Raw genomic sequence first — 23701 nt, 5'->3', positions numbered from 1 at the left:
TGCAGGGTAGGGCGCTTCTGGTGATAGGAAAACGCTGGTTTGGCTGCTAGTTTGTCAAAATTATTTTGACAAGGAGCGCCGTGGCAATGGTCAGTCTGGATCGATTCGACACCTTCAAAGCCGTGGTCGAGGCCGGTTCGTTGACCGCTGCCGCTGACACATTGGGCCAGACTCGCGCGGTGGTGAGCTTCAATCTCAAGCGGCTGGAAGAGGAATTGGGCGTGACCTTGCTCACGCGCAACACCCGGCAACTGGCGCTGACCGACGCCGGCGAACGCTTCTATCGACGCTGTTTGCGCACGCTGGATGAAGCGCGACTGGCCATTGAGGAAGCGCGTTCGGAACATTCACAGCTCAAGGGCACGTTGCGGATTACCACGACGGTGGAGTTCGCGCTGGCGCAAGTGGTGCCGGCGCTGGAGGTGTTTCGGCAGCAGCAACCGCAGTTGAATATTCACCTGTCGACGTCTTCGACGCATGCCGATCTGATCTCCGAACGGTTCGACATGGCGATTCGTCTGGGGCGTATGCACGACTCCAATTTGCGTGCGGTGCAGTTGTCGACATTCGAGGTGTTTGCGGTGGCAGCGCCGGGATTGGTCGAGCGTTTTGCGCCGGTTGATATGCTGGCGGTGCTGGAGTCGATGCCGACATTGGGGCACGGGCGGGTGCCGGAGATGACGGTGACTGATCCGCACGGTGCAGAACATTTCTACCAGCCGAAACCGGGAACCACTGCGATTGTTGCGGACAACTCGGCGACGCTCAGGGCCTTTGCCTTGACCGGGCAAGGGGTGGCGATTTTGCCGCAATGGTTGATTCAGGAGGATTTGGAGTCGGGGCGGTTGGTGCGTTTGCTCCCCGACTACCGCTTTGCCCAGCAAGGGGTGTACGCGCTGTATCCGGACACCCGGCATTTGCCGCTGAAGGTGCGGGCGTTTATTGATTTCATGAAAACCTGGAACTAACGACTCCCTGTAGGAGCTGTCGAGTGAAACGAGGCTGCGATCTTTTTATCTTCAAATCAACATCAAAATCAACAGATCGCAGCGTGCCGCAGCTCCTACAGATCCCCACCCAACCCGAACCGCTTCATCAACACCGACTCCAGCAACCCTTTCGGCAACAACGCCGCCAACAGCGGCAACGCCCGGCTGCCATTACCAATGCGGATCAAGCGCGGCGGGTTGCTCTGCCGCACGGCCTTGAGCAAATCAGCGGCAAACTCAGCAGCCGGCGTTGGCTTATCCTGCGAAGCCTTGGCCCGCGCGCGAATGCCTTCACGCAATGGAAACCACGGCGATTGTTCATTGATCAATTGCTCGGCCTCATGCCCGGCATTCTTGGCGAAGCTCGACTGAATCGCCCCCGGCTGCACTTCCATCACACGAATGCCGAACGGCGCCAGTTCCATGCGCAAGGCATCGGTCAATGCGTGCACCGCCGCTTTCGAGGCGCAGTAAGCACCGGCAAACGGCGTGACCAAAACCCCTGACACGCTGCCGATATTCACCACCAGTCCCTTGCTCCGCCGCAGCACCGGAAACAACGCGCGGGTAACGCCGACTATGGAAAACACATTGGTTTCGAACTGCCGTTGCATCGCCGGCACACCGCCGTCGAGCAACGGCCCCATCGCGCCATAACCGGCGTTGTTGATCAGCACATCGATTCCGCCATGCTCCTGACTGATTCGCTCGCCGAGTTGCGCCAGCGCCGCGCCGTCGTTGACATCCAGTTGCACGGCGGTAAAACCGGCTGCACTCAATGCAGCGACATCGTCAGCCTTGCGCGCACTGGCCCAGACCTCATAGCCCGCGGTTTTAAATGCATCGGCAAGCGCGCGGCCGATGCCGCTGGAACAACCGGTAATCAACGCAACGGGCATGGCGCATTCCTTGTGCAAAAAAGTTGGGAAGGGGGATCAGTCGGAGAAACTACCCTGCAAATGCTCGGCGCGGAACTCCAGAGTTTGCGGGCGATAACCGGGACGCAGTGGCGGCAATGGCAAACAGTCTTCCCATGTCGAACCGGCCTGCAATTCGCCGGGGCCACGGTAGCGCGGTGCGGTGTATTGGTTGTCGGCCAGGTTGACCGTGTCACCCGGCGCGTAGGCTGCGATGCGCCAGCGCAGTTCGGTCAGCGGCACGCTGTTGCCGTTGTTCATCTTCAATTGCAGCGGACGATCGGCGGGGCATTGCTCCGGCGCGTAGCTGATGCGCAACTCGAGGCGCGCCAGTTGCTTGATCTCGCGGTTGTCCAGCCACACCACCCACATCGCTACCAGACCGAGGCCGATAGCGGCTGCCACTGACACCGGCAAGGCTTTGGCCGGATAGCGCAGCAACAGGATCAGCCAGGTGATGACCAGCAAAATGCCGATGAACATGGGGGAGCGCTCCTTGAGTTCGTGAGCACCATCCTACCGAAGGGCCGGCGCAATGGATATTCGTAGAACAGTCGATTGCGCCGTTGGTCGGGACTGTAATTTCTGACAGTAGGCACGCGGCACTTTGCCTGCTGTGATAACCGCACGCACCAAGGACGTGGTCGAAACCCATGGGCATCCACAGTCATACATCGATGCTTGAGGTGAATGATCCACGCGGACTGCAAATTCGCAACGTGGATTACTGGCGCGACGATGAAACCCGGCCTGCTGAAACGCGTATCCACCGTACGGCCCTCGACGTCGCCGGGCATGCCGTCAAACAATGGGATCCGCGACTGTGGGCGCTGCAAGCAACGGATCCGTTGACGCCGGCCAACCTGACTTCGGTGCATGCATTGAATGGCGAAGTGCTGCGTTCGGACAGCACCGATGCCGGTGTGCATATCAAGTTGCGTGGTCTGGGCAATCAAGTGTTGTCCGCTTGGGACAGTCGTGCCACGCGGCAAGAGAATGAATACGATCAGCGTCTGCGCCCGACGGCGAAGTTCGAAGAGGCGGTGGCCGAGCCCCGACGCTGTGTCGAGCGCTTGGAGTACGGCCGGCCGGGGGAGGGCGATGCGCAATGCAATCAGTTCGGCGAGCTGATCCAGCACTTCGATCCCGCTGGTTGCGTGCTGTTCACACAGTTCGCGATCAACGGTCAAAGCACTGAAAACACCCGCCACTTCACCCAGGATTCGGTTGTGCCGAACTGGCCACCCTTGCTGGATGATTGTCTGCGATTGCTCGAACCGGGGCCTGGTGCGACCACGCAATGGCGCTTTACCCCACAGGGGACGCTGCACGAACTCATTGATGCCAAGGGTCATCGACAAACGTTCGAGATGGCCGTGGATGGCCGTTTGCGTGGCGCTGCTTTGCAGTTGAAGCATCAATCCAGCGCGCAGCTGTTGGTCAGCGATATCCGCTACAACGCTGAAGGCCAGGTTGTATATGAAATGGCGGGCAACGGTGTCAGCACGACGTTGCTTTATCGGCCACAGGACGGTCGACTGCTCGAACGTCTGACCAAGAGCACTGTTAGCGTGGTGTTGCAGCATTGGCTTTATCAGTACGACCCGATGGGCAATGTACTGAGCATTGAAGACAAGGCACTCCCCGTGCGCTATTTCGCCAACCAGCGCATCGAGCCGATCAGGCATTTTCGCTACGACAGTCTTTACCAGTTAATCGAAGCTACTGGCTGGGAGTCGCTCGTTACTCAGCGGGGCCCCGGCGCGAGCGGCCAGGCGGATCCGGCAGCGATCGGCAACTATCGGCAGACCTTCCGTTACGACGCCAGCGGTAATCTCCTGCAATTGAGCCATGTCGGCGGACAAGCTCAGGGTCATCAACTCAGCGCCGCTCGCTACAGCAATCGTTGCCTGTCCTGGCGCAACGGTACGGCCCCCACGGAAGCCGACATCGCTGCCGCGTTTGATAGCAACGGCAACTTGCTGGCGCTGGAGCCCGGCCGAAAACTGCACTGGAATCTGCGCAATCAGCTCAGTCGCGTCACGCCCATTACCCGCGAGAGTGGGCTCGATGATCGAGAATCTTACCTGTATGACGGCGCCGGTTTGCGCGCGCGCAAGATCACTGAATGGCACACCCATGAACGCACAGTGATTGCTGAGACGCGCTATTTGCCCGGGCTGGAACTGCGCAGCCACAGCGGGCATGGCGATCAATTACAGGTGATCACTGTGCCGATCGGACTCAACAACGTGCGGGTTTTGCATCGTGACGGCGGACCGGATCGCTACCGCTATGGCTGCACCGATCACGTCGGTTCCATCGGTCTTGAACTGGATGGCGATGGGCAAATCATCAGCCGCGAAATGTTTTATGCCTTCGGTGCAACGGCGTGGCAGGACGGCGATGTCAGCGACAAAAGCCTCGGCTACTCAGGCAAGGAGCAGGATGCCACCGGCCTGCATTATTTTGGCTTCCGTTACTACGCCGCGTGGCTGCAACGCTGGGTCAGTCCCGATCCCGGCGAAGAGGTCGACGGGCCAAATCGATACCGGGCGATGCGCAACAATCCGCTGTTCTATCGCGATCAGGATGGATTGGTTTCATTGCCCACTCAGGCCTCAGGCAGTGCGGCATTGCGAATGCAGGAATCGTCTCGAGGTCTGCCACAAGTGTCATCAGAAACCCGAGAAAGGATTGCTCAGGGCGCACAGGTCATTGGCAAGACCTTGTCTTACGCCAAGCATCCGTTGATCGGCGCCGTGGGCAGTGTGCTGGAAACCGGCGGGCGCGTGCTCGAAGTCTACGATGCGCAAGCACAGATGCAGAGCCGCCAACGCAGCCCCCAGCACATGTTGCCAACGAGTGTGCCGGTTGCCAGCAACACCTCATCACTGTTGAGCAAGTTACCGGAGATGGCCGCTTTCACCGGTTTTAACCATCAGATTGGCGAAACAGCCGCACAGTCCAGCGCAGCGCCGAGTGCACTCTCGATGCAGTTATTCGCCGCCGGATTCGGTTCGGCGACGCCACCGAACATATCGATGGCGCTGATGGCCGAGGATCCTTTGAAGATGGGCAACAAACGTGGCAAACGCGCCACGGTTGCTGCGGCGCATCATGAATAGAGTGGCTGTCTGGAAATAAAAAAGCCCCGCCCAACCCGCTGCGGATAGGGAACGCAACGGGCTGGACGAGGGCTTCCTGTTTTGCCGATCAGTTACTGCGCGATGGTTTTCACCGACACGCCGCGTTCGATCGGGGTGGAGCGGCCGTAGATGTCTTCGAAGCGTTCGATGTCGTCTTCACCCAGGTACGAGCCCGACTGGACTTCGATGATTTCCAGCGGGATCTTGCCCGGGTTGCGCAGGCGATGCACCGAGGCGATCGGGATGTAGGTCGACTGGTTTTCGCAGAGCAGGAACACGTTTTCATCGCAGGTCACTTCGGCGGTGCCGCTGACCACGATCCAGTGTTCGGCGCGGTGGTGGTGCATCTGCAGCGACAGGCATGCGCCCGGTTTCACCGAGATGTGCTTGACCTGGAAACGCCCGCCCATGTCCACCGAGTCATACGAACCCCACGGACGATAAACCTCGCAGTGGTTCTGGGTTTCGCTGCGGCCCTGCTCGTTGAGCGTGTTGACCATTTGCTTGACGCCCTGAACCTTGTCTTTGTGGGCAATCATCATGGCGTCTTTGGTTTCGACCACGACGATGTTTTCCAGACCGATCACCGACACCAGTTTGCCGTTGCCGTGGATCATGCAGTTCTTGCTGTCCTGGATGACCACGTCGCCTTTGGTGACGTTGCCGTTGGCGTCTTTCTCGTTGACTTCCCACAGCGACGACCAGCAACCGACATCGCTCCAGCCAGCGGTCAGCGGCACCACGCAGGCGCGCTGGGTTTTTTCCATCACGGAGTAGTCGATGGAGTTGTCCGGGCAGCAGGCGAAGGTGGCTTCGTCCAGCGTCACGGTGTCGGCATCCTGCTCGCTGCGCTCAAGGGTCAGCAGGCAGGTGTCGTAGATGTCCGGATCGTGCTTTTTCAGCTCTTCGAGGAAGCGGCTGGCGCGGAACAGGAACATGCCGCTGTTCCAGTAGTAACCGCCGGACTGCACGTACTCGGTAGCGCGTTTGACGTCAGGTTTTTCGACGAAGTGCGAGACGCGGCTGACGCCTTCGGGCAGCAGCGAATCCGCAGTGGATTTGATGTAGCCGTAACCGGTTTCCGGTTTGGTCGCCGGTACGCCGAACAGCACCATTTCGCCGTTTTCAGCGGCGACGGTGGCGAGGGCGAGGGCGCGTTGCAGGGCTTTCTGGTCTTCGAGGACGTGGTCAGCCGGCAGCACCAGCATCAATTCGTCGCGACCTTCATTGACCAGCATCATCGCGGTCAACGCCACGGCCGGCGCGGTGTTGCGGCCGAACGGTTCCATCAGGATGCGCTGGCATTCCAGATTGCGATTGCTCAACTGCTCGTTGACGATGAAGCGGTGATCCTTGTTGCAGACCACGATCGGGGTGTCCATACCTTCGAACACCAGGCGTTCGAGGGTCTGCTGGAACAGCGTGTGTTCGCCGGTCAGGGCGAGGAATTGCTTAGGGAACTGCTTACGCGAAAGCGGCCAAAGACGTGAACCGCTACCACCTGACAAGATCACCGGAATCATATTGTTTACTCCATAAAATCGATTGGTTAGAGGCACGAACGCTGTGTCGTTTCACTCTTGTTTTTGTTTCGTACCGAGAGGCCGCCGCATTCCCTTGTAGGAGCTGCCGAAGGCTGCGATCTGTTGATCTTGATCTTCAAAAACAAGTCAAAAGATCGCAGCGTGCCGCAGCTCCTACAGGGGTCAGCGTCTCATCGGGAAATTTGTTAGCGAGTCGATACCGGGCGTTTTACCCAGACTGGCGACAGGCTGCTGCCGCTGCCGGTGACGTACAGCACCGCCGCTTCACCACGCTCCAGCGCGACCGGTTTCACGTCGCCGACTTTCTTGTCACCTTCGTACAGCGCCAGGCTGACTTTCACCGGGTTGATTTCACGTTCGCCACGGCCCTTGGCGGCCACGTTCGGCACCACGTCGGTCTTGCCGTCGGCGGTCTTCAGGGTCAGCGGCTTGTCGCTGAGGTTCTGCACGCGCACCAGGGATTTCTGCTTGTTCTTGAACGGCGGCTCTTCAATCAGTTGCGGCGCGCCGGAAGCGTTGTTGACCAGGGTGTAGTAGTGGTCACCGGCGAGTTTCACCGGCAGGGTCTGGCTGCCGACTTTGGCGCTGTAATCACCGCCCGGCATGAAGCTGAAGTCGCTGCTGGCCAGTGGTGCAACGTCGCTCAGGTTGGTGCTGCCAACGGTGGCGCTGACTTCAGCGTTGCTGGCGTTGTAGACACGCACAAAGGACGAGCCTTTCGGTGCGGTCGGGCCGTACAGCGCGGCGTCACCGCCGGCGAAAGCTTGAACCGACAGCACGCTCAAACCTGCAACCAGTGCAATGCGTTTTGCGAGACGACGAGGAGTAGTAGTGAAAGTCATGGTGTACCTCTCTTTCAGTTTTGCGCCCGATCGGGCGTCTCGGATTTAGTGTTGATTGCTACGTTTTGTTGGCGCGCGCCGGCTTGTTTAAGCTCTGCGACCCACTGCGGGTCGGCGTCGCCGATTTCGTTGTTCACAGGCAGATATCGTTCAGGAAACTCCCAGATCAGCACCTGTGGCGGGCTGTTCTTGAAGTCATCGCTTTTCAGGTAGCTGAGCATTGGCAGGATCGGGCCGTGGCCGTCTTCGGCGTAGCTCACCACGTCGCTGTGCAGCGCTTGTTTCAGGGCACCGACGAAGTTCCAGTTGGGGTTGGCGCTGTAGCTGGTGCCGACCAGTGCCACCGGCACTTCATTGCTGGCGAACAGCGCGTCGTCACCGGCAGGCTGATCGCCAGCCGCGACGGTGTTGCGCTTTTGCAGCGGCTCTTGCGCCGGCATCAGGTTTTCAAACAGCGGATCGAGCGGCAGGAACAAGCGCAGATCGCCCTTGTGCGTGACCTTTTCCGCTGGCGTAGTGACGAAGCGCTGCGGCTCGCCGCTGAGCGGGAACTTGTCGGCGATGGTTTTCGCCAAAGTGTTTGCTGCAACCTCGGCGCCCTCAGGCGTCCAGTGCGTATCGGTGCGCAGGAACACTTGCTGACCGCTTTGCTTGGCCTGTTGGAACGGCTTGAGCAAGTCAGGGGCGAGGATCTTGTCGGCGGCTACACGAGCATGGAAATCCTGATAGAGATTTTCGTGGATGCTCGCCGGTTTCACTTCACCCAGATGCTCCGGGTAGAGACGAACCTTGGCCGGCACGATCGCCATCACCAGTTTCACGCCTTTCTCTTTGAGGGTCTGGCGCACGCCTTCGACCAGCGCGTAGTTGCCTTGCAGGTTCAGCTCTTCGTTGACGATCGGGTTGAATTCTTCATAGCTGTACAACCACTGATAGCGACCGAGCACCACGCCCGGACGACCTTCGTTGAACAGTTTGAAATCCAGCGCGGCCCAGAGGTTGGTGCCCAGACGCTTGATCGGGAATTCATCGTCGTAGTGGGTTTCCACAGCCTTGGTCCAGCGACCGTTGAGCACTGTCGCATCGGCATTGGTGCTGAAGCCGAAGAAGCTGCGAACCGACCACAGACCCAAGACCAACAGGGTCACCAGGAACAGGGCGATGTAGAAGATGCGTAATGAGCGGGTCATGTCAGATCCCTCAGAACTGGAAGTAAAGGAACGGCGAGAAGCTTTGCGCCGAGAGTTTGAGAATCGAGGCGATGAACAGCAGCAGGATCAGGCCGCGCATCACATAGCGCGACCAGTCCGCGCTCCAGTAGGCCGGTTGCACCTGGGCTTCGACGCCGACGGTGTAGCCAGGCTCATGGATGCTCGCCGGGTTTTCGCCGGGTGCGGCTTTGATCATTCCCGGAGTCGCCGTCGCTGGGCCGTTGGCCTCGACGTTGACTTCAGGTTTGCTCTTGGCCGGCGGCTGGTTGGTGTACAGATCGCGCAGGCCGAAGAAGGCCAGCGTCACGTACGCCACAACCAAAGTTGCCACTTGCAGACCGGTGAGGCTGGCCTGATTGAGTTCGGACAACGACCAGTCGCCAAAGCTGAACATTGCGCCGTACATACGGCCGGCGACATGCAGGTTCTCGGCGCGGAAGATCACCCAGCCCATCACCACGAGCAGGAAAGTCAGCGCCCAGCGGATCGGATTGAGGCTGCGTGGCGAGGTGTTCAGGCCCAGCGCTTTTTCAATCGCCAGCCACATGCCGTGCCAGGCGCCCCAGACGATGTAGGTGATGTTCGCGCCGTGCCACAGACCACCGAGGAGCATGGTCAGGAACAGGTTGCGATAGGTCATCAGCGTGCCTTTACGGTTACCGCCGAGGGTGATGTACAGGTAGTCACGCAGCCAGGTCGACAGGCTGATGTGCCAGCGACGCCAGAACTCGGTAATCGACTGGCTGATGTACGGCTGTTTGAAGTTTTCCATGAAGCGGAAACCCATCATCAAGCCCAGACCAATCGCCATGTCGCTGTAACCGGAGAAGTCGAAATACAGCTGCGCGGTGTAGGCCAGTGCGCCGAGCCAGGCATCGCCGGTGGTCGGGTTTTGCAGGGCGAAACAATGGTCGGCGACCACCGCGAGGGTGTCGGCGATGAAGACTTTCTTGATGAAACCCTGCATGAACCGCGTGCAGCCCTCGGAGAATTTATCGAGGGTGTGCGTGCGGTTGTTGAACTGGTCGGCGAGGTCGCGGAACCGCAGCACCGGGCCGGCAATCAAGTGCGGGAAGATCGCTACGAAGGCGGCGAAGTCGATCAGGTTGCGCGTGGCCGGGGTGTCGCCGCGATACACGTCGATGATGTAGCTGATCGACTCGAAAATGTAGAACGAGATACCGATCGGCAGCAGTACGTGGGTGAGGATGAACGGCGACAGACCGACCGACGTCATCATCGCGTTGATGCTGTCGACGCCGAAGTTGGCGTACTTGAAGTAGCCGAGGATGCACAAATCGACTGCGACACCGAGCAACAACCAGCGCTGCGCCGGTTTGGTTCTGACACCGGCGGCACCGACTTTGAGGCCGATCCAGTAGTTCCACAATGTGACGGCGGCGAACAGCGCGAGGAAGTCCACACGCCACCAGGCATAGAACACGTAGCTGGCGATCAGCAGCAGCAAATTGCGATAGCGTTGCCCGCTCAAGTAGTACAAGCCGAGAAAGATCGGCAAGAACAGAAACAGGAACACGTTGGATGAAAATACCATCCCGATCTCTCCATGTTTGAACCAACAGTCAAGGGCCAAAGCCCCCCCAAACCCCCCACGAAAAACCGGCGGGCCAACTCAAATTCGATGCCCCCTGTAGGAGCTGCCGAAGGCTGCGATCTTTTGATCTTGATCTTTAAAGGCCAGATCAAAAGATCGCAGCCTGCGGCAGCTCCTACAGGGTTGTGGTCTTACGAGCCTTTGTTGCCCTTTTCATGGGACGGGTCGTACACCTTGGTCAGGTCGCCGCCGAGGCGGAAGGTCTTGAACGGCTGCATGCCGCGCTTCTTCTCGATGACATCCGGCGCACAGGTGTAGAGCGTGCAGAACGGTTCGAGCCAGGCGAATTTCATGTCCTCTTTCAGGTCGGTCATGTCCTGCTCTTTGCCGTTCTTCTTCTCGAATTCATCCGGGTCTTTCACCCCCGACAACACCCGATCACCCAGACGCTTCAGCGCACCGTTGTTTTCCTGACGCAAATCGACCCCGTTGACCTGAGCGAAACTGGCGATCATCGCCAGCGGCGGCAGGGCGTAGTTGTGATAGGCGAGGGCGCGTTGCTGGCGCTTGAGTTCGTTCGGCAGGTAACCGTCGGCATCGACCTGATTGGCGCCGACCTTGTATTCCTTCACCGCCCAGTCAAACAGGTCGCGGCGGTTGGTCGCGACCGAGGTCGCCATCACCGACCATGCGGCCCAGTACGAGTGATTGTTGGTTTTTTCCAGCGGCAGGTTGTCCCAGTCGCTGACCACCTGGTCGGCCATTTTGCTGAACCACGCCTCGATCACCTGCGCTTCCTGCTGATGCTGCGCCAGCGGATGCGAGTCGGAGAACTTCAGGCGAATGTACGAAGAGGCCATGCTGCCCAACGCCCATTTGCGCATCGACTTGCCGGTGTGGTTGAAGTCTTTCGACATCAACGCGTCGGCCTTGGCCCACGCGGTCAGCCAGTTCAGCGTGCAGTCGAGCTGTTCCGGACGACCGTCGCGCATGAACTGCATCACCCGTTTGGCGGTGCCGCGTTCCAGCGTGGTGATGTCTTTGGTGGTGTCGCGGAAAGCTTTTTCCGACTGCACGTTCAGCGTTGAACGGGCCTTGTCCGAGCCTTCGTATTTGCTGCGAAATTGCAGCGGCCCGGTGTACGGCGTCGGCATGGCGTCGCAGCCTTCGCTGTTGTCGCCGGTCTTGAATTTATCCACAGGCGCGAAATAGCCCTGCGGTGGACGCAGTGGCGCGGCGGCCTGTGTCGCCCCGGCGAACATCGCCAGGCTCAGCAGCGTCGGTGCCAACAGATTTTTGAGTTTCGGATTTCGCATAGCAGACCTCATTGCCCGACCTGAGCGGTTTGTTGCCCAGCGCCCGGGAATACGTTGCGTTTGCAGATTTTCGCTTCGACTTTTTGTGGAGCGGTGCCCGCTTCCGGGCCCTGAACTTCGACCGCCAGCAGGTTCTGCGTGGCCCAGTCTTCGTCCGTGCGCAACTCAAAGGCGAAACGACCGTCGGTGTCGGAGGTTTCCGGTTTCTCGATCTTGATGTCCTCGTGGCGACCGTTCATGTACCAGAGGGTGGCTTGGAGGGTTTTCACCGAAGGGTCGGCGAAGCGGATGTCGACCTGATGGCTGCTGTTTTGCAGGTTCAGGTTCTTGCTGTTGACCAGCAGTTCTTGTTTGCCGCCCGGCTTGAGCGTGGTGCTCGCGGACATCTGTGCGTCTTTGCCTTCGCAGCCGTTGTCGAGCAGGGACATCATCTGGCGATAGATGGTCTCCTGATCGAGGCGATACAGCGGCGAGAACTCCCAGATGAGAATTTTCGGCGGGGTCTTCTGGAATTCGTCGCTGCCGAGGTACTGCAACATCGAACCTTCCAGACCGCCGCCAGGGAAGGCGACGTTGAGAATGTCGGCGCCGATGGCTTCTTCGAGGAAACCGGCGAAGTTGTAGTTCTTGCCGCTGTGCGACGTACCGACGAGGGTGATTTGCGGGTTGCCGGAATCACCGAACAGGTCGCCGTCGCCAGCCTCGCCCTTAGGCTCGGTGGTGAACTGGTCCATGTACTGGATCGCGTAACTGGTGCCGCACAGTTGCCCGGCCATGTTGTGCAGGGTGCCGGTCTTGCCCATGCGCCCGGAGCGTTTGGTTTCGAATTCACGCTTGGGCACGTCGGCGAAGGCCGGGATTTGCTTGACCTTCTCGGCGACGATTTTCGCCGTGCGCTGTGCACCGTATGGCGTCCAGTGTTGGTCGCCGCGGAAGTAGAAATCGTGGGCGGGCAGGGTGTCGGGCAGCGATTCGTTGGTCAGCGGCGACAGATCCGGCACGACGTAACCCATCTTGGCGAAACGGCCGAGCATGGTCTTGTAGTTGCCCAGCGCTTTCTCGTAATCGAACGCTGCTTTTTCCTGCGGGTTGAGCTTGTTGCGGTTCACCAGGCCACGGGTTGGCTGGTAAACAATCACCAGCTCGACGCCTTTGGCCTTGAACGCATCGTGCAGCTGTTGCAGGCGTTTGTAGCCGGCCGGGGTGGTGTTGAACTCGGTGCGCAAATCTTCCTGAGTGCGGAACAGCCAGTCGCCTTGCGCCTGCACCAGCGTGGTGAAGTTCTGCTGATAACGCGTGGTGTAGTTCTTCGCGTCATGCGCCGCCGGGCACAGGTTGCAGCACGGTTCGGCGCTGAACTTCGGCGGCGTAGCGGCGGCGCCTTCATCGGCGCGGGCGCCGTTGCTGGCCGCGAGAATGCCCACGGTCAGGGCCGACAGGCTGAGTAATTTGATCAAGTGTGGGTGCATAAAATTATCCTCAGTCCTGCATTTCGGTCTGGCGTTCGACAGGGTCGATCAGCACGGCTATCTGCTGGCTCACAAGCAGGTCGAGAATTTCATCCTGGCGCTCGCCGAGGATGCCGTTGAAGCTGATGCCGCTGGATTTGGTCGGCGCCAGCATCGACACGCGATACAGCTCGACACTCAAAGGCGAATCGATCGACAGCGGGCCGCTGCCGTTGGCCGCCAGCTCACCGCCGACGACGATCAGCGACACCTGCGCATCGAACGGGTCGAGCTTGATGTCACGGTCGGTGTCGCTCAGATCCTTGATGTGGCCGTAAACGCCGGTCAGGCCGTTGGCCATGGCGACGTTTTCGTAGAGGCGGATGTTCACGCTGTTACGAATACGGATGCCGTGGCGTTTGTTGCTGATGACCTTGTTGCCCCACAGCAGATTGTCGGCGGACTCGTAGAGCGTGATGCCGTCGGTGTGGTTCTTGTAGATCTCGTTGTAGGCAATGATGTTGTTGACGCTGTTACGGTCGATCACCAGGCCCGAGAGGTGGTTGTCGAAGCTCTTGTTGTTGAAGATGAAGCTGTCGTTGACCTCACGGGAAATAATGATCCCGTGCTTCTTCTTCGTGCCGTGCACAGTGTTCTCGGCAATGATCAGGCCGTGGGAACGGTCGTGCGGGTCGATGCCGTAAACGATGTTGTCTTTGTAGGTGTTGCCCTTGACCACGAAGTCGCGGGTCTCGTAGCAGTAGAAGCCGTACCACATGTCCGAGAACTCGGAACCGACGATCCAGCCAGTCGGTTCGGGACGCTTGAGCACCTTGGCCATGTTCGGCGTGTACTGGGAAATACTCACGCCGTACGACTTACTGTTGGCGTAGCCGAAGCTGGCCATTTTGCTGTTGACGATGTAGGTCTCGGTGCCGCCCCAGGCGAGCAGGAACGGACGGAATTCTTTCGGCGAACGGAAGGTCGCCGGGCCGTTTTCCTTCTCGCGCCAGCCAGTGATTTTGGTGTCGCGCACGAACAGCTGACCGTCGTTGACCAGGAACGAACCGGCCTCTTGCGACAGGCGCAATTCCTGGGTCTGGCCATCGATTTCGAGGATGCCTTTACGGCCAACCACGATCGGCAGCTTCGACAGGTACACGCCCGGCGAGGTTTCGCTGAAATACTGCTTGGGCAGTTTCTGCGCCAGATCCTTGAGGTTCATGTAGCCGTCGTCGACGAAGATCGCCTGCGGGATGCCGTGCTGACGCACCACCCATTCGGCCATCTTGTTGTCGCCGCCGATGAAGTCCTTCAGCGCGTCTTCCTGCATCATCCGGCGCACGCTGATCTTGCCCGGTTTGCTGCGGACGATTTTCGCCGCAGCGGCTTCGGCGGTGAAGCCGGAGAGGTCAGGCAGTTTTGGCGCGGCCAGATTCAGCGCGTCGGTCGGCGCGCTGCTGACGGTGTAGGTCTTGGCCTGTTGCAGTTCTTTGGCCACGGTGGCCGGCTTGGCCGGTTGCGGCGCCGTCGGCTCCACATTGGCGAAGGCGCCGGCGCTGGCCAGCAGCATCGCGCCGGCCAGCAGGCTGAGTGAGCCTATCCTGGTGCTGATCATGTCGGGCACTCCCTTGGCGGTTTGCATCAGAAGCGCCAGATCACGTCGATGAACGCGCGGTGCATGTACGAATCAACCTGCTTGCCGTAGGCATCGCCCGGTTTGAACACACCGCCACGGAAACGCACGAGGGCCGAAGGCTCGTCGATCGACTGGCTCAACGCCGCCGGCAGCAGGCCTTGCTTGAAGTACTTGGTGACGACCAGATCCATCTCCTGACCGAGATCCTTGTTGCCGTCTTCAAGCGGCAGCGAGGTGCTGGAAAGGATCGCGCCGGTGGCGTCGTCGGTGTTGTTTTCCACAGCGTTGATGCCGTTGCTGCCGACCGGCTTGTTGCCGTCGACACGCCAGAATTTGTGGTAGATCAGGCTGGCGTCGTACTCGTCGTTGACCATCCACGAACCGAACAGCGTCGCGGTTTGCATGTTGTTCATTTCGCCACGGAAGGCTTCGCCGAAACGGTGAACCCGCGAGCGCGTACCGGTGTAGTTGGAGCGGTTGCTCTCCAGACCATTCTGCTCGTAATCGGCGCTGGCGCGGGCATACGCACCGCCGACTTGCCATTGCGGATCAAGGCGCAGACGCACACCGATGTCGGTGGCCCAACCGTTGACGTCATCGCTGCGCTTGGCTTGTGCCGGGCGGGTGCCATCGGCATTCAGCGCGTTGACCGTGTCGCGGTCGCCGCTCATGCCGGTGATGCTGCCCCAGTAGTTGACGGTGTTGGTGTTGCGCCAGTTGTAGGCGTCGCTGTCGGCGGTCAGGCCGATCCAGCTGATGTCGCCGTTCTCGGTTTTATCCAGCGAATCACGCGGGACACCCGGCTCGGCGTAATCGAGTTTGCCGTCGTCGTGGGTATGGTGACCACGAATGCCGACCCACTGGCCCGGCGTCCACTGGTAAGCGGCATCGGCGTAGGCGTGCAGGCGATCTTTGTCTTTCGGCGCCAGCTCTTTCAAGTCGGTGCGGTATTCGCTGAAGCGTTCGGCGACACCGGCGTTGGCGCGCAACAGGGTGGTGTCTAAGGTCCAGTTCAGCGCTTCGATGTTGGTGTCGCGCCATTGGCCGTCGTCATTGCGCAGGCGCTGGCGACCGAACTTGAGCATCTCGCCCGGGTACGGCGTGAGGCCGCTGTAGCCAACCCAGAACTCGCGCATCGCCAGGTAGTTTTTCTTGGTTTTGCGATCACCGTTGTCGGTGGCTTGTTCACCGTCGGATTGTTGCAGGGTGTCGGTTTCGATGATGTCGGTCGAGGTCACGGCCTGGCCCATGGCGTAGGCGCTCCACGCGCCGCTTTCGCCGTAGATCCACGGACGCAGGTCGAGGCCGACGCCGTTGACGTCGCCGCCGCTGGCGGTGCCGAGGTCGCGATCGTCTTCGGACTGGCCGGTGACTTTCACTTCGAGGCCGAAGTTCTTGGTTTCAGTCATCGCGGCCAGTGTCGGGCAAGACCAGATCAGCGCGAAAGTGAGGCCAATGCCGGCCTTCACGAATGGATTCAACTTCATAATTTTTCCTCGCCGTCTTCTTCTTGCAGGGCGTGCAGTTGCAGCGTGTTCTGGTTCAGAGCGCCACGGCTGGCTTGCTCCTGTTGCAGCAGACGTTGGGCTTCGGCCAGACGCTCGGGCGGCAATTGCGCGGCGAGGGTGGTCGCCAGCTCATCGGCTTGCGGGGTGTTTTGCGCCTTGGCCAGTTGGCTGAAGACGTAGGCGTTGAGCGGATCGGGCTTGGTGCCCTTGCCTTGGGAGAACAGTTGCGCGATGGCGAAGTCGGCGCTGTTTTGGCCGTTGCGCGCAGCGGTCAGCAAGTGGTCGAGCGCCTTCTGCGGATAGACCTTGCCGAGGTAGCCACGGCGATAGATCTGGCCGAGGTAGTAGTCGGCGGCGACTTCACGGCCAACGGCTTTCTGGAAATGTTCTTCGGCGACTTTGGCGTCGGCCGGGACCATTTTGCCTTCGTAGTAGAGCTTGCCCAGCAACAGCTCGGCGCGCGGCTGGTCGGCGGCGCGGCCGTTGTCGAGGTACTTCATCATCTGGTCGACGTCGCCCAGTTCCGGGTAGTCGTACAGCAGTTGCGCGAGGGTCACCCACGACGCCGGGTAGCCAGGAGCGATCGGCTCAAGCAGGGACTGCGCGGTTTTTTCGTCGGGCTTGCCGAGGGTCGAATCGGCCAATACACGGGCCACCGAATCGACGCGCTGGGCGGTGACGGTGCCACGGCTGTAACCGGCCTGCATCTGCTTGATCAGCTCGGCTTGCTGTTCTGGCTGGGCACGTTTCTGATAGACCGTGGCCAGTTCGACGTAGCAGATGTCGGTGGTGTTGAGCGCGGCTTTGCAGATTTTTTCCACGTCATCCAGGTGCTGGTCGTAGGTGCCTTGGGTGCGATACAGCAGCACTTGGGCCAGGCCCGCTTCCGGGTAACCGGATTTGCGCCATTGATCGATCTGCTGCTGCGCGTTGATGTTCGGGAAGCTGTGCGGGTATTGCAGGTAGAGCATCGCCAGCGGGATCAACGTGTTGCCTTCGCCATTGGCGGCGGCTTTTTTCAGCAGGGTTTCGGCTTCGTGGTGCTCGGCTTCGGTGGAACCCGGTTTGGCCACCAGCAAGCGGCCCAGACGCGCCTGAGCACGCGGCGAAACACTGGCGGCGGCGCGGTAAGTCGCTTCGGCCTGTTTCATTTGCTCAGGGTCGCGGCTGTCGACCTGGATATCGGCGAGGCCGACTTGCGCCTCGCTGTAACCCAGATCGGCCAGTTGCTGATAATTCTGCGCAGCGGTGGCAGTGTCGCCACGCTTCAGCGCTTCGTTGGCCAGACGCTGATCGGGCAGGCCGGCGCAACCGGCCAGAGAAACTGCCAATGCCAGCGAGCACACCATCAATCCCATGTGGGAGCGAGCCTGCTCGCGAAGCAGTCGACTCGGTACATCAGACAAACCGTGCGGACCCTTTCGCGAGCAGGCTCGCTCCCACAGGGTCGGCGGTGTGTTCAAGATAGGAGTAGTCACAGGCATGTCCTCGACTTAAAGACCGGCAGCCATGGCTTTGTCGATCAGCCAGTTCAGGTTCGGGCCACGGTCGCTGTTGACTTCCACAGGGCGGCCGGCGAGGTTGCTGTCGAGCGGCTCGTCTGGCTGGATCTGTACGCGGATGTCAGAGGACAGGTCGGCGCTTTTCAGGCTGGTGCTGCTGACGATCTTGCCGGTGCGGGTCTTGTCTTCGCCGGCGATCTGGAAGCTCACCGGAGTGCCCGGACGCACGTCGCCGAACTGGCGATAGGAGAAGCGCGCATCAACGGTGGCCTGAGTGTTGCGCGGCACCAGTTGGAAGATCACGTCGCCCTTGCTCGCGTATTGACCGTCAGCCACCAGTTGCTGGGCCACGGTGCAATCGCAGGGCGAAGTCAGGGTGCCGGTCATTTGTTTGCCGAACAGTTCTTCAACCTTGGCCGGGGACAGTTGATCTTCTTCCAGATGGCCCTTGAGCACGTCGAGCATGCTGGTGCTGAAGGTCGCCAGTGGCGCGCCTTTGGCGGCAACGCCGTCGGACTTGATCAGGCTCTGCACGGTGCCGTCGCGCGGCATGGTGATGTTCATCCCCGGTACGCTGACCAGACCGGCCTGCGCGTGGCTGACGAAGTACATGCCGTACACCGATTTGAAAATGAAGCCCGCCGCGACCAGGCCGACGACAAACACACCGGCGCTGAAGGTCACTGCTTTCAGTCGACCGAACGGGGTCATGCCGGAGCCGCCGTCCTTCACTTTGCGCGCCTTGGTGAAGTTGTCGCGCTGCAGCGTTGCCAGCACTTCACCCATGCTGACGATGTCGCCGGCCAGGTGCGAAGTGATCAAGTGGCGCAGGGTGGAAATGTCCTGCGGCTCGAGGTTCTGAAACTGGCAACCGACGCGGCCGGTCTGGCGGTCGTAAGAACGGATCTGCAGTTCCACGTCCATCGCCAGTCCGAGGTTGTCGATGACGAATTGCAGACGCGCCTTGTGCACGTCGCCAGCCTTGAGCGGCAACTGCCCGGCGTTGAACGCCAGACCACCGGCCGACAGGTCGATGACCCGCGCTTCAACCGGTGTCCGGTCGGGGCCGAAAAAGCGCAGTTTGGCCGGGATTTTCACGCGGGCGTGTTGGCGCTGGGCTTCGGATTCATGCACTACGTTGGCGTTGACGGCGGTATTCATAGGGGCGATTTCCTTGTTAATTCAATAGGGGCGGGTCAGACCATCATCAGCAGCACGGCGACAAAAATGCTGCCGGCGGAGAAGGTCATGGTCCGAGACGACCAGGTGTTGAACCAACGTTGAAAGCTGGCGAGATCACGGGTCAGGGATGTGGGTTGGCGTGTCCAGGATTGTTGGTCGAGGCGGAAGAACACGTAGATCTTCACCAGCGCGCCGACGATCTGGTTGTAATAAAGAATCGCGGGATAAGCTGGGCCGATCCGGTGACCTGAGCACGACAGCAGCAGGGTCAGAATCAGGCGGGTGATGCCGATCCACAGCAGGTAAACGAGGATGAACGCGGTGCCGTATTTGAAGCTGGCGATGATCGCCACGGTCAGGCCGAGCAATGACGTCCACATCGATACGCGCTGGTCGAACAGCACCACCGAGGTGAAGGCGCCGAGGCGTTTCACACCCAGGCCCAGTGCTCGCGAGTTCTGGCCCAGCTTGTAGCCGAACCAGCGGAACATCAGTTTGCGGCTGGCCTTGATGAAGCTCTTTTCCGGCGGGTGTTCAACGGTGTTGATCGCCGCGTCAGGCACGTAGAAGGTGTCGTAGCCAAGGCGCATCAGGCTGAACCAGCTCGACTTGTCGTCGCCGGTCAAAAACTTGAAACGGCCCAGACGCCAGTGTTGCAGCGAGTCGCTTTCAACGTCGGCGATGAATTCCGGATTGGTCACCACAGACGCTTTGAATACCGACATACGCCCGGTCATGGTCAGCACGCGTTTGGACAGGGCCATCGAGCACATGTTGATGTGGCGCTGGGCGAAACGCAGCTTGTGCCATTCGCTCATGATGTAGCCGCCGCGCACTTCGCAGAATTCGTTGGTGGTCAGGCCGCCGACGTTGCCGAACAGCTGGAACCACGGCACGGTCTTGCGCACGGTGCCTTCGCCGAGCACGGTGTCGCCATCGATCACGGCGACCACGGCACGGTCGTCCGGCAGGTGACGGGAGATCGCGCGGAAACCGTAGGCCAGGCCATCACGTTTGCCGGTGCCGGGAATGCGCACGAAGTCGAGCTTCACACGCTCTGGCGGATTCATCCGCGCCCACAGCGCCTTGACCAGCAGCTCATCGGACATTTCCACGATTGAGCAAACCACCGTGGTCGGCAGTTCGCAGTCGATGGCTTCGCGGATCACCGAGCTGTAGACCTGCGCTGTGGTTAGCGCGTCGATACGGAAACTGGTGACCATCAGAAACACATGCGACGGATCCGCCGCTTTACCCAGCTTGCGCACTTTGCGGCGCAGGTGCGGGTAAACGATGTAGAGGAAAATCATGCCGCGCACAAAGTGCGTTGCACCCATCGAATAGCGCCAGATACCCACGGCGCCAATCAGGAAAATGAAGTCCTTCGACTCGGAGTCGAACGTGGACGTGGGCAGCATCAAGGCCAGGCCCATCAGCAAACTTAGGTAAAACAGCCAACCGGCGGCCTGAAGTAGGCCGTGTTTTAGCCTGTGCATAATCTGCATCCGTCTCTATCTCGGGCCGGGCCCGATGGGGTTAAGGCAGGCTTACAAAAACTTGCAAGGACATGTAGGAGCTGCCGAAGGCTGCGATCTTTTGATCTTTCGCTTGGGATTTTGGTGTTCCCGAAAAGATCGCAGCCTCGTTTCACTCGACAGCTCCTACAGGGCTGCTTTACCAGCAGATACCTTCGGTGCGAGTACCGGCGTCGGTGGCTTTGGCCATGAAGCCGACCAGGTCGATCACCTGTTTGCCGTGCGGCGCTTGTTGGGCCAGGGCACGGAACTTCTCGTCGCGGTTGCCGAGGATGATCACGTCGGAGTTGTCGATCACCGAATCGAAGTCCGCGTTGAGCAGGGACGATACGTGCGGGATTTTCGACTCGATGTAGTCTTTGTTCGCGCCGTGAACACGGGCGTACTCGACGTTGCTGTCGTAAATGCTCAGGTCGTAACCCTTGCCGATCAGCATCTCGGCCAGCTCGACCAGCGGGCTTTCGCGCAGGTCGTCGGTGCCGGCCTTGAAGCTCAAGCCGAGCAGGGCGACTTTGCGTTTGTCGTGGCTTTCAACGATGTCGAAGGCGTTCTGTACTTGCGATTCGTTACTGCGCATCAGCGAGTTGAGCAGCGGCGCTTCGACGTCCAGCGAACCTGCGCGGTAGGTCAGGGCACGCACGTCTTTCGGCAGGCACGAACCGCCGAAGGCGAAGCCTGGGCGCATGTAGTACTGGGACAGGTTGAGGGTCTTGTCCTGGCAAACCACTTCCATCACTTCACGGCCATCGACGCCGACCGCTTTGGCGATGTTGCCGATCTCGTTGGCGAAGGTCACTTTGGTCGCGTGCCAGACGTTGCAGGTGTACTTGATCATCTCGGCGACGGCGATGTCCTTGCGGATGATCGGCGCGTCGAGTTCTTCGTACAGCGATTGCAGAACGTCGCCCGAAGCCTTGTCGAATTCGCCGATGACGGTCATCGGTGGCAGGTCGTAGTCGGCGATTGCGGTGGATTCACGCAGGAATTCCGGGTTGACCGCAACACCGAAGTCGACGCCAGCTTTCTTGCCGGAGCAGTCTTCGAGAATCGGGATTACTACGTTGGCAACAGTGCCCGGCAATACGGTGCTGCGTACAACGATGGTGTGGCGAGTGGTTTTTTCACGCAGAACAAAACCGATCTCGCGGCACACGGCTTCGATGTAGTTCAGTTCGAGGTCGCCGTTCTTTTTGCTCGGCGTACCGACGCAGATCATCGACAGGTCAGTGTCACGAATCGCTTCGGCGAAGTTGGTCGTGCCACGCAGACGACCGGTTTGAATACCCTGTTGCAGAAGTTCGCCCAGGCCCGGTTCAACAATGGGAGATTTGCCAGCGTTGATCATGTCGATCTTGTCTTTGGCAACATCGACGCCAACCACGTCATGGCCCCGTGCAGACAGGCAACCGGCACAAACTGCGCCAACGTAACCCAAACCAAATATGCTGATGCGCATCGCAATTACCTCTGTATATATCAGGCCTTAGAAGGCCGGAGTTAATGGTGTTCAGCGTTCACTAGTGCACTCGAAAGTGCGGCTTACAGGCGCCACAATGCCGTGTGCAGGCATACAAAGTTCCGAGTGTCTAAATAAGTGCACTCAAGATGTGCGCAACCAGGCCTTATAGTTATGACTTGCCCTGTTATGCAGCGGATCTTCCTTTGGAAGACTCAGGTGCATTCGTCTTGCGCGCTTGATGGCGGGCAGGAAGGCCCGTAGATCAAGCGGTTTGGTGCTCAGGCGAGCACGTTTATAGGGGCGCGGCCTTGGCCTTGTAGGGGATATTAATGCTGCGTATCTCCTGTCCTTCAGTGTGCTTTGCGACCGGTTAGTCATCTAGGCAAGTTGCTGTGACAACTTGGTTACATGGCTAATTGTCCTACGTAAGTTATCTCGTACAAACTCGGCGAGAATCGTTACCGGTGGTATGAACTACGCATTTGGACATAGTTCCAGTCCGCTCATCGCGCCATCTGAAATTTTTTGAAATATTGACAAAGATGGCACTGGTCTCAATTTGATAGCACTTTCCGTTTCGCCCTTTATTGATAGGGGCGTCATTGCGGTAGATAGTTTTGTGCCACTACCTTGAAAAAAGTTACGTGCCACTACTGAAAAAAATGATCAGTGTCGAGTGAAACTAAAATTAGAAAGGACAGGGATTGTTTTCTGGCGCCATAAAAATGGCGAAATCAAGCGAGGAATTTTTGACGTCGTGCGAGCTGCACGACTCTTTATAAAAAGAGTCGTGCATTAGGCATGCTTTATTCGGGGGCGTGGTCGCGCAGAAATACCAGGTTGTCAGGTTTCGACTGTTCGGCGCTGTAGCGATAACCCTGCACATCGAACTGCTTGAGCTGGGCGGGATCGTTGATCTTTTCCTGAATCACGAAACGGCTCATCAGGCCACGAGCCTTCTTCGCGTAGAAGCTGATGATCTTGTACTGGCCGTTCTTCTGATCCTTGAACTCGGTGTTGATGATCCGCGCGTTCAACGCCGTGCGTTTAACCGCCGAGAAGTATTCGTTGGACGCGAGGTTGAGCAGCACGTCGTCGCCCTGATCGGCCAGCGCTTCGTTGAGCCATTCGCTGATGCGCGTGCCCCAGAAGGCGTACAGGTCTTTGCCACGGGCGTTGGCCAGTTTGGTGCCCATTTCCAGGCGATACGGTTGCATCAGGTCGAGCGGGCGCAGCAGACCATAGAGGCCGGAGAGCATGCGCAGGTGCTTTTGCGCGTAGTCGAAATTGGCTTCGCTAAAGGACTGCGCATCAAGGCCGGTGTAGACGTCGCCCTTGAAGGCGAGCAGCGCTTGCTTGGCGTTTTCCGGGGTGAACGCGGGCGTCCAGCTGCCAAAACGCGCGGCGTTGAGGCCGCCGATCTTGTCGGACACGTGCATCAGCTCACTGATCTGCGCCGGGGTCAGGTCGCGCAATTGCTGGATCAGTTCCTGAGAATGGTCGAGGTACTGCGGCTGGGTGAAGCGCTGGGTCGCCGGCGGTGTTTCGTAATCGAGGGTCTTGGCGGGGGAAATCACCATCAGCATGAAGTCGTCTCCTTTAATCGTGGGGGCGATTCTAGGGGGTTGTCGGTGTTGACTCCAGCTATCAAGCCCATAGGTGATCGGCGGCTTGGCGATGATCGTTCCCACGCTCTGCGTGGGAATGCCGCCTGTGACGCTCCGCGTCACCGTCGAGCTGGACGCGGAGCGTCCGGGGAGGCGTTACCACGCAGAGCGTGGGAACGATCATCGCAATGATTCAATGGAGGCACAGGTAGGAGCTGCCGAAGGCTGCGATCTTTTGATCTTTCTTTTGATCCACCCGCGATATAGTGCCGCGCGGGTTTTGTTATGGAGACGCCCC

17 protein-coding genes are annotated in these 23701 nt (G+C 59.4%); 2 read left to right on the top strand and 15 right to left on the bottom strand.

Going from position 1 to position 23701, the window contains the following annotated elements:
- The first annotated feature begins 86 nt into the window (after positions 1-86).
- Entirely contained in the window at positions 87-968 is an 882-nt protein-coding gene (locus ACIOMO_RS11335) for a LysR substrate-binding domain-containing protein (protein ID WP_401240659.1), read from the top strand.
- A 95-nt stretch (positions 969-1063) separates the two neighbouring features.
- On the opposite strand, the gene ACIOMO_RS11330 is transcribed toward ACIOMO_RS11335, so the two are convergent.
- Positions 1064-1888: an SDR family oxidoreductase gene (locus ACIOMO_RS11330; protein WP_401240656.1), complete on the bottom strand. Its 825-nt coding sequence runs from the start codon at positions 1886-1888 to the stop codon at positions 1064-1066.
- A gap of 36 nt (positions 1889-1924) precedes the next feature.
- Positions 1925-2389: a hypothetical protein gene (locus ACIOMO_RS11325; protein WP_053117285.1), complete on the bottom strand. Its 465-nt coding sequence runs from the start codon at positions 2387-2389 to the stop codon at positions 1925-1927.
- Positions 2390-2559: 170 nt separating this feature from the next.
- Between ACIOMO_RS11325 and ACIOMO_RS11320 the strand changes: the two genes are divergently transcribed.
- Positions 2560-5034 (top strand): RHS repeat domain-containing protein, encoded by a 2475-nt coding sequence (locus tag ACIOMO_RS11320; protein ID WP_401240654.1) that lies wholly within the window; start codon positions 2560-2562, stop codon positions 5032-5034.
- A gap of 92 nt (positions 5035-5126) precedes the next feature.
- On the opposite strand, the gene ACIOMO_RS11315 is transcribed toward ACIOMO_RS11320, so the two are convergent.
- The 13 genes from ACIOMO_RS11315 to yaaA form a co-directional block, all read right to left on the bottom strand.
- Positions 5127-6578: a mannose-1-phosphate guanylyltransferase/mannose-6-phosphate isomerase gene (locus tag ACIOMO_RS11315; protein WP_159812211.1), complete on the bottom strand. Its 1452-nt coding sequence runs from the start codon at positions 6576-6578 to the stop codon at positions 5127-5129.
- A 206-nt stretch (positions 6579-6784) separates the two neighbouring features.
- Positions 6785-7441 (bottom strand): alginate O-acetyltransferase AlgF, encoded by a 657-nt coding sequence (locus ACIOMO_RS11310; RefSeq protein WP_105705573.1) that lies wholly within the window; start codon positions 7439-7441, stop codon positions 6785-6787.
- A 14-nt stretch (positions 7442-7455) separates the two neighbouring features.
- On the bottom strand, positions 7456-8631 hold the full coding sequence (locus ACIOMO_RS11305) for an alginate O-acetyltransferase (protein ID WP_401240651.1): 1176 nt from the start codon (positions 8629-8631) through the stop codon (positions 7456-7458).
- A 10-nt stretch (positions 8632-8641) separates the two neighbouring features.
- Positions 8642-10207, bottom strand: coding sequence for an MBOAT family protein (locus ACIOMO_RS11300; RefSeq protein WP_053117293.1), 1566 nt, complete (start codon positions 10205-10207; stop codon positions 8642-8644).
- 191 nt (positions 10208-10398) lie between these two features.
- Positions 10399-11523, bottom strand: coding sequence for a mannuronate-specific alginate lyase (locus ACIOMO_RS11295; protein WP_053117295.1), 1125 nt, complete (start codon positions 11521-11523; stop codon positions 10399-10401).
- A gap of 8 nt (positions 11524-11531) precedes the next feature.
- Positions 11532-12992, bottom strand: coding sequence for an alginate O-acetyltransferase (locus tag ACIOMO_RS11290; RefSeq protein WP_053117297.1), 1461 nt, complete (start codon positions 12990-12992; stop codon positions 11532-11534).
- A gap of 10 nt (positions 12993-13002) precedes the next feature.
- Positions 13003-14589, bottom strand: a complete 1587-nt coding sequence (gene algG, locus ACIOMO_RS11285; RefSeq protein ID WP_401240647.1) for a mannuronan 5-epimerase AlgG — start codon at positions 14587-14589, stop codon at positions 13003-13005.
- A gap of 26 nt (positions 14590-14615) precedes the next feature.
- Complete coding sequence (locus tag ACIOMO_RS11280; protein ID WP_401240644.1) at positions 14616-16097, bottom strand: alginate export family protein; 1482 nt, start codon at positions 16095-16097, stop codon at positions 14616-14618.
- The gene (algK, locus tag ACIOMO_RS11275; protein WP_400755614.1) at positions 16094-17596 is read right to left on the bottom strand and encodes an alginate biosynthesis TPR repeat lipoprotein AlgK; all 1503 of its coding nucleotides are present in this window, start codon (positions 17594-17596) and stop codon (positions 16094-16096) included. The genes ACIOMO_RS11280 and algK overlap by 4 nt, the downstream gene beginning before the upstream one ends.
- Before the next feature lie 15 nt (positions 17597-17611).
- Positions 17612-18781 (bottom strand): alginate biosynthesis protein Alg44, encoded by a 1170-nt coding sequence (locus tag ACIOMO_RS11270; RefSeq protein WP_053117301.1) that lies wholly within the window; start codon positions 18779-18781, stop codon positions 17612-17614.
- A 35-nt stretch (positions 18782-18816) separates the two neighbouring features.
- Positions 18817-20298: a mannuronan synthase gene (alg8, locus tag ACIOMO_RS11265; RefSeq protein ID WP_401240640.1), complete on the bottom strand. Its 1482-nt coding sequence runs from the start codon at positions 20296-20298 to the stop codon at positions 18817-18819.
- 178 nt (positions 20299-20476) lie between these two features.
- On the bottom strand, positions 20477-21793 hold the full coding sequence (locus ACIOMO_RS11260) for a nucleotide sugar dehydrogenase (RefSeq protein ID WP_008087506.1): 1317 nt from the start codon (positions 21791-21793) through the stop codon (positions 20477-20479).
- Positions 21794-22602: 809 nt separating this feature from the next.
- Positions 22603-23382: a peroxide stress protein YaaA gene (yaaA, locus tag ACIOMO_RS11255; RefSeq protein ID WP_053117306.1), complete on the bottom strand. Its 780-nt coding sequence runs from the start codon at positions 23380-23382 to the stop codon at positions 22603-22605.
- Positions 23383-23701: the final 319 nt, after the last annotated feature.

It is taken from the genome of Pseudomonas sp. NPDC087804, from assembly GCF_044742965.1.
GTDB classification, from domain to species: Bacteria; Pseudomonadota; Gammaproteobacteria; order Pseudomonadales; family Pseudomonadaceae; genus Aquipseudomonas; species Aquipseudomonas rustica.
The sequence above is the reverse complement of the archived record's forward strand: the minus strand, read 5'-3'. Positions and strand labels throughout refer to the sequence as shown.

Excerpts from the sequence above, each read along its gene's own strand:
- ACIOMO_RS11300 (WP_053117293.1), bottom strand. The coding sequence starts at position 10,207 with ATGGTATTTTCATCCAACGTGTTCCTGTTTCTGTTCTTGCCGATCTTT.
- ACIOMO_RS11260 (WP_008087506.1), bottom strand. The coding sequence starts at position 21,793 with ATGCGCATCAGCATATTTGGTTTGGGTTACGTTGGCGCAGTTTGTGCC.
- ACIOMO_RS11330 (WP_401240656.1), bottom strand. The coding sequence starts at position 1,888 with ATGCCCGTTGCGTTGATTACCGGTTGTTCCAGCGGCATCGGCCGCGCG.
- ACIOMO_RS11335 (WP_401240659.1), top strand. The coding sequence starts at position 87 with ATGGTCAGTCTGGATCGATTCGACACCTTCAAAGCCGTGGTCGAGGCC.
- ACIOMO_RS11315 (WP_159812211.1), bottom strand. The coding sequence starts at position 6,578 with ATGATTCCGGTGATCTTGTCAGGTGGTAGCGGTTCACGTCTTTGGCCG.
- ACIOMO_RS11290 (WP_053117297.1), bottom strand. The coding sequence starts at position 12,992 with ATGCACCCACACTTGATCAAATTACTCAGCCTGTCGGCCCTGACCGTG.
- ACIOMO_RS11325 (WP_053117285.1), bottom strand. The coding sequence starts at position 2,389 with ATGTTCATCGGCATTTTGCTGGTCATCACCTGGCTGATCCTGTTGCTG.
- ACIOMO_RS11295 (WP_053117295.1), bottom strand. The coding sequence starts at position 11,523 with ATGCGAAATCCGAAACTCAAAAATCTGTTGGCACCGACGCTGCTGAGC.
- ACIOMO_RS11310 (WP_105705573.1), bottom strand. The coding sequence starts at position 7,441 with ATGACTTTCACTACTACTCCTCGTCGTCTCGCAAAACGCATTGCACTG.
- algG (WP_401240647.1), bottom strand. The coding sequence starts at position 14,589 with ATGATCAGCACCAGGATAGGCTCACTCAGCCTGCTGGCCGGCGCGATG.
- ACIOMO_RS11270 (WP_053117301.1), bottom strand. The coding sequence starts at position 18,781 with ATGAATACCGCCGTCAACGCCAACGTAGTGCATGAATCCGAAGCCCAG.
- ACIOMO_RS11320 (WP_401240654.1), top strand. The coding sequence starts at position 2,560 with ATGGGCATCCACAGTCATACATCGATGCTTGAGGTGAATGATCCACGC.
- yaaA (WP_053117306.1), bottom strand. The coding sequence starts at position 23,382 with ATGCTGATGGTGATTTCCCCCGCCAAGACCCTCGATTACGAAACACCG.
- ACIOMO_RS11305 (WP_401240651.1), bottom strand. The coding sequence starts at position 8,631 with ATGACCCGCTCATTACGCATCTTCTACATCGCCCTGTTCCTGGTGACC.
- ACIOMO_RS11280 (WP_401240644.1), bottom strand. The coding sequence starts at position 16,097 with ATGAAGTTGAATCCATTCGTGAAGGCCGGCATTGGCCTCACTTTCGCG.
- alg8 (WP_401240640.1), bottom strand. The coding sequence starts at position 20,298 with ATGCACAGGCTAAAACACGGCCTACTTCAGGCCGCCGGTTGGCTGTTT.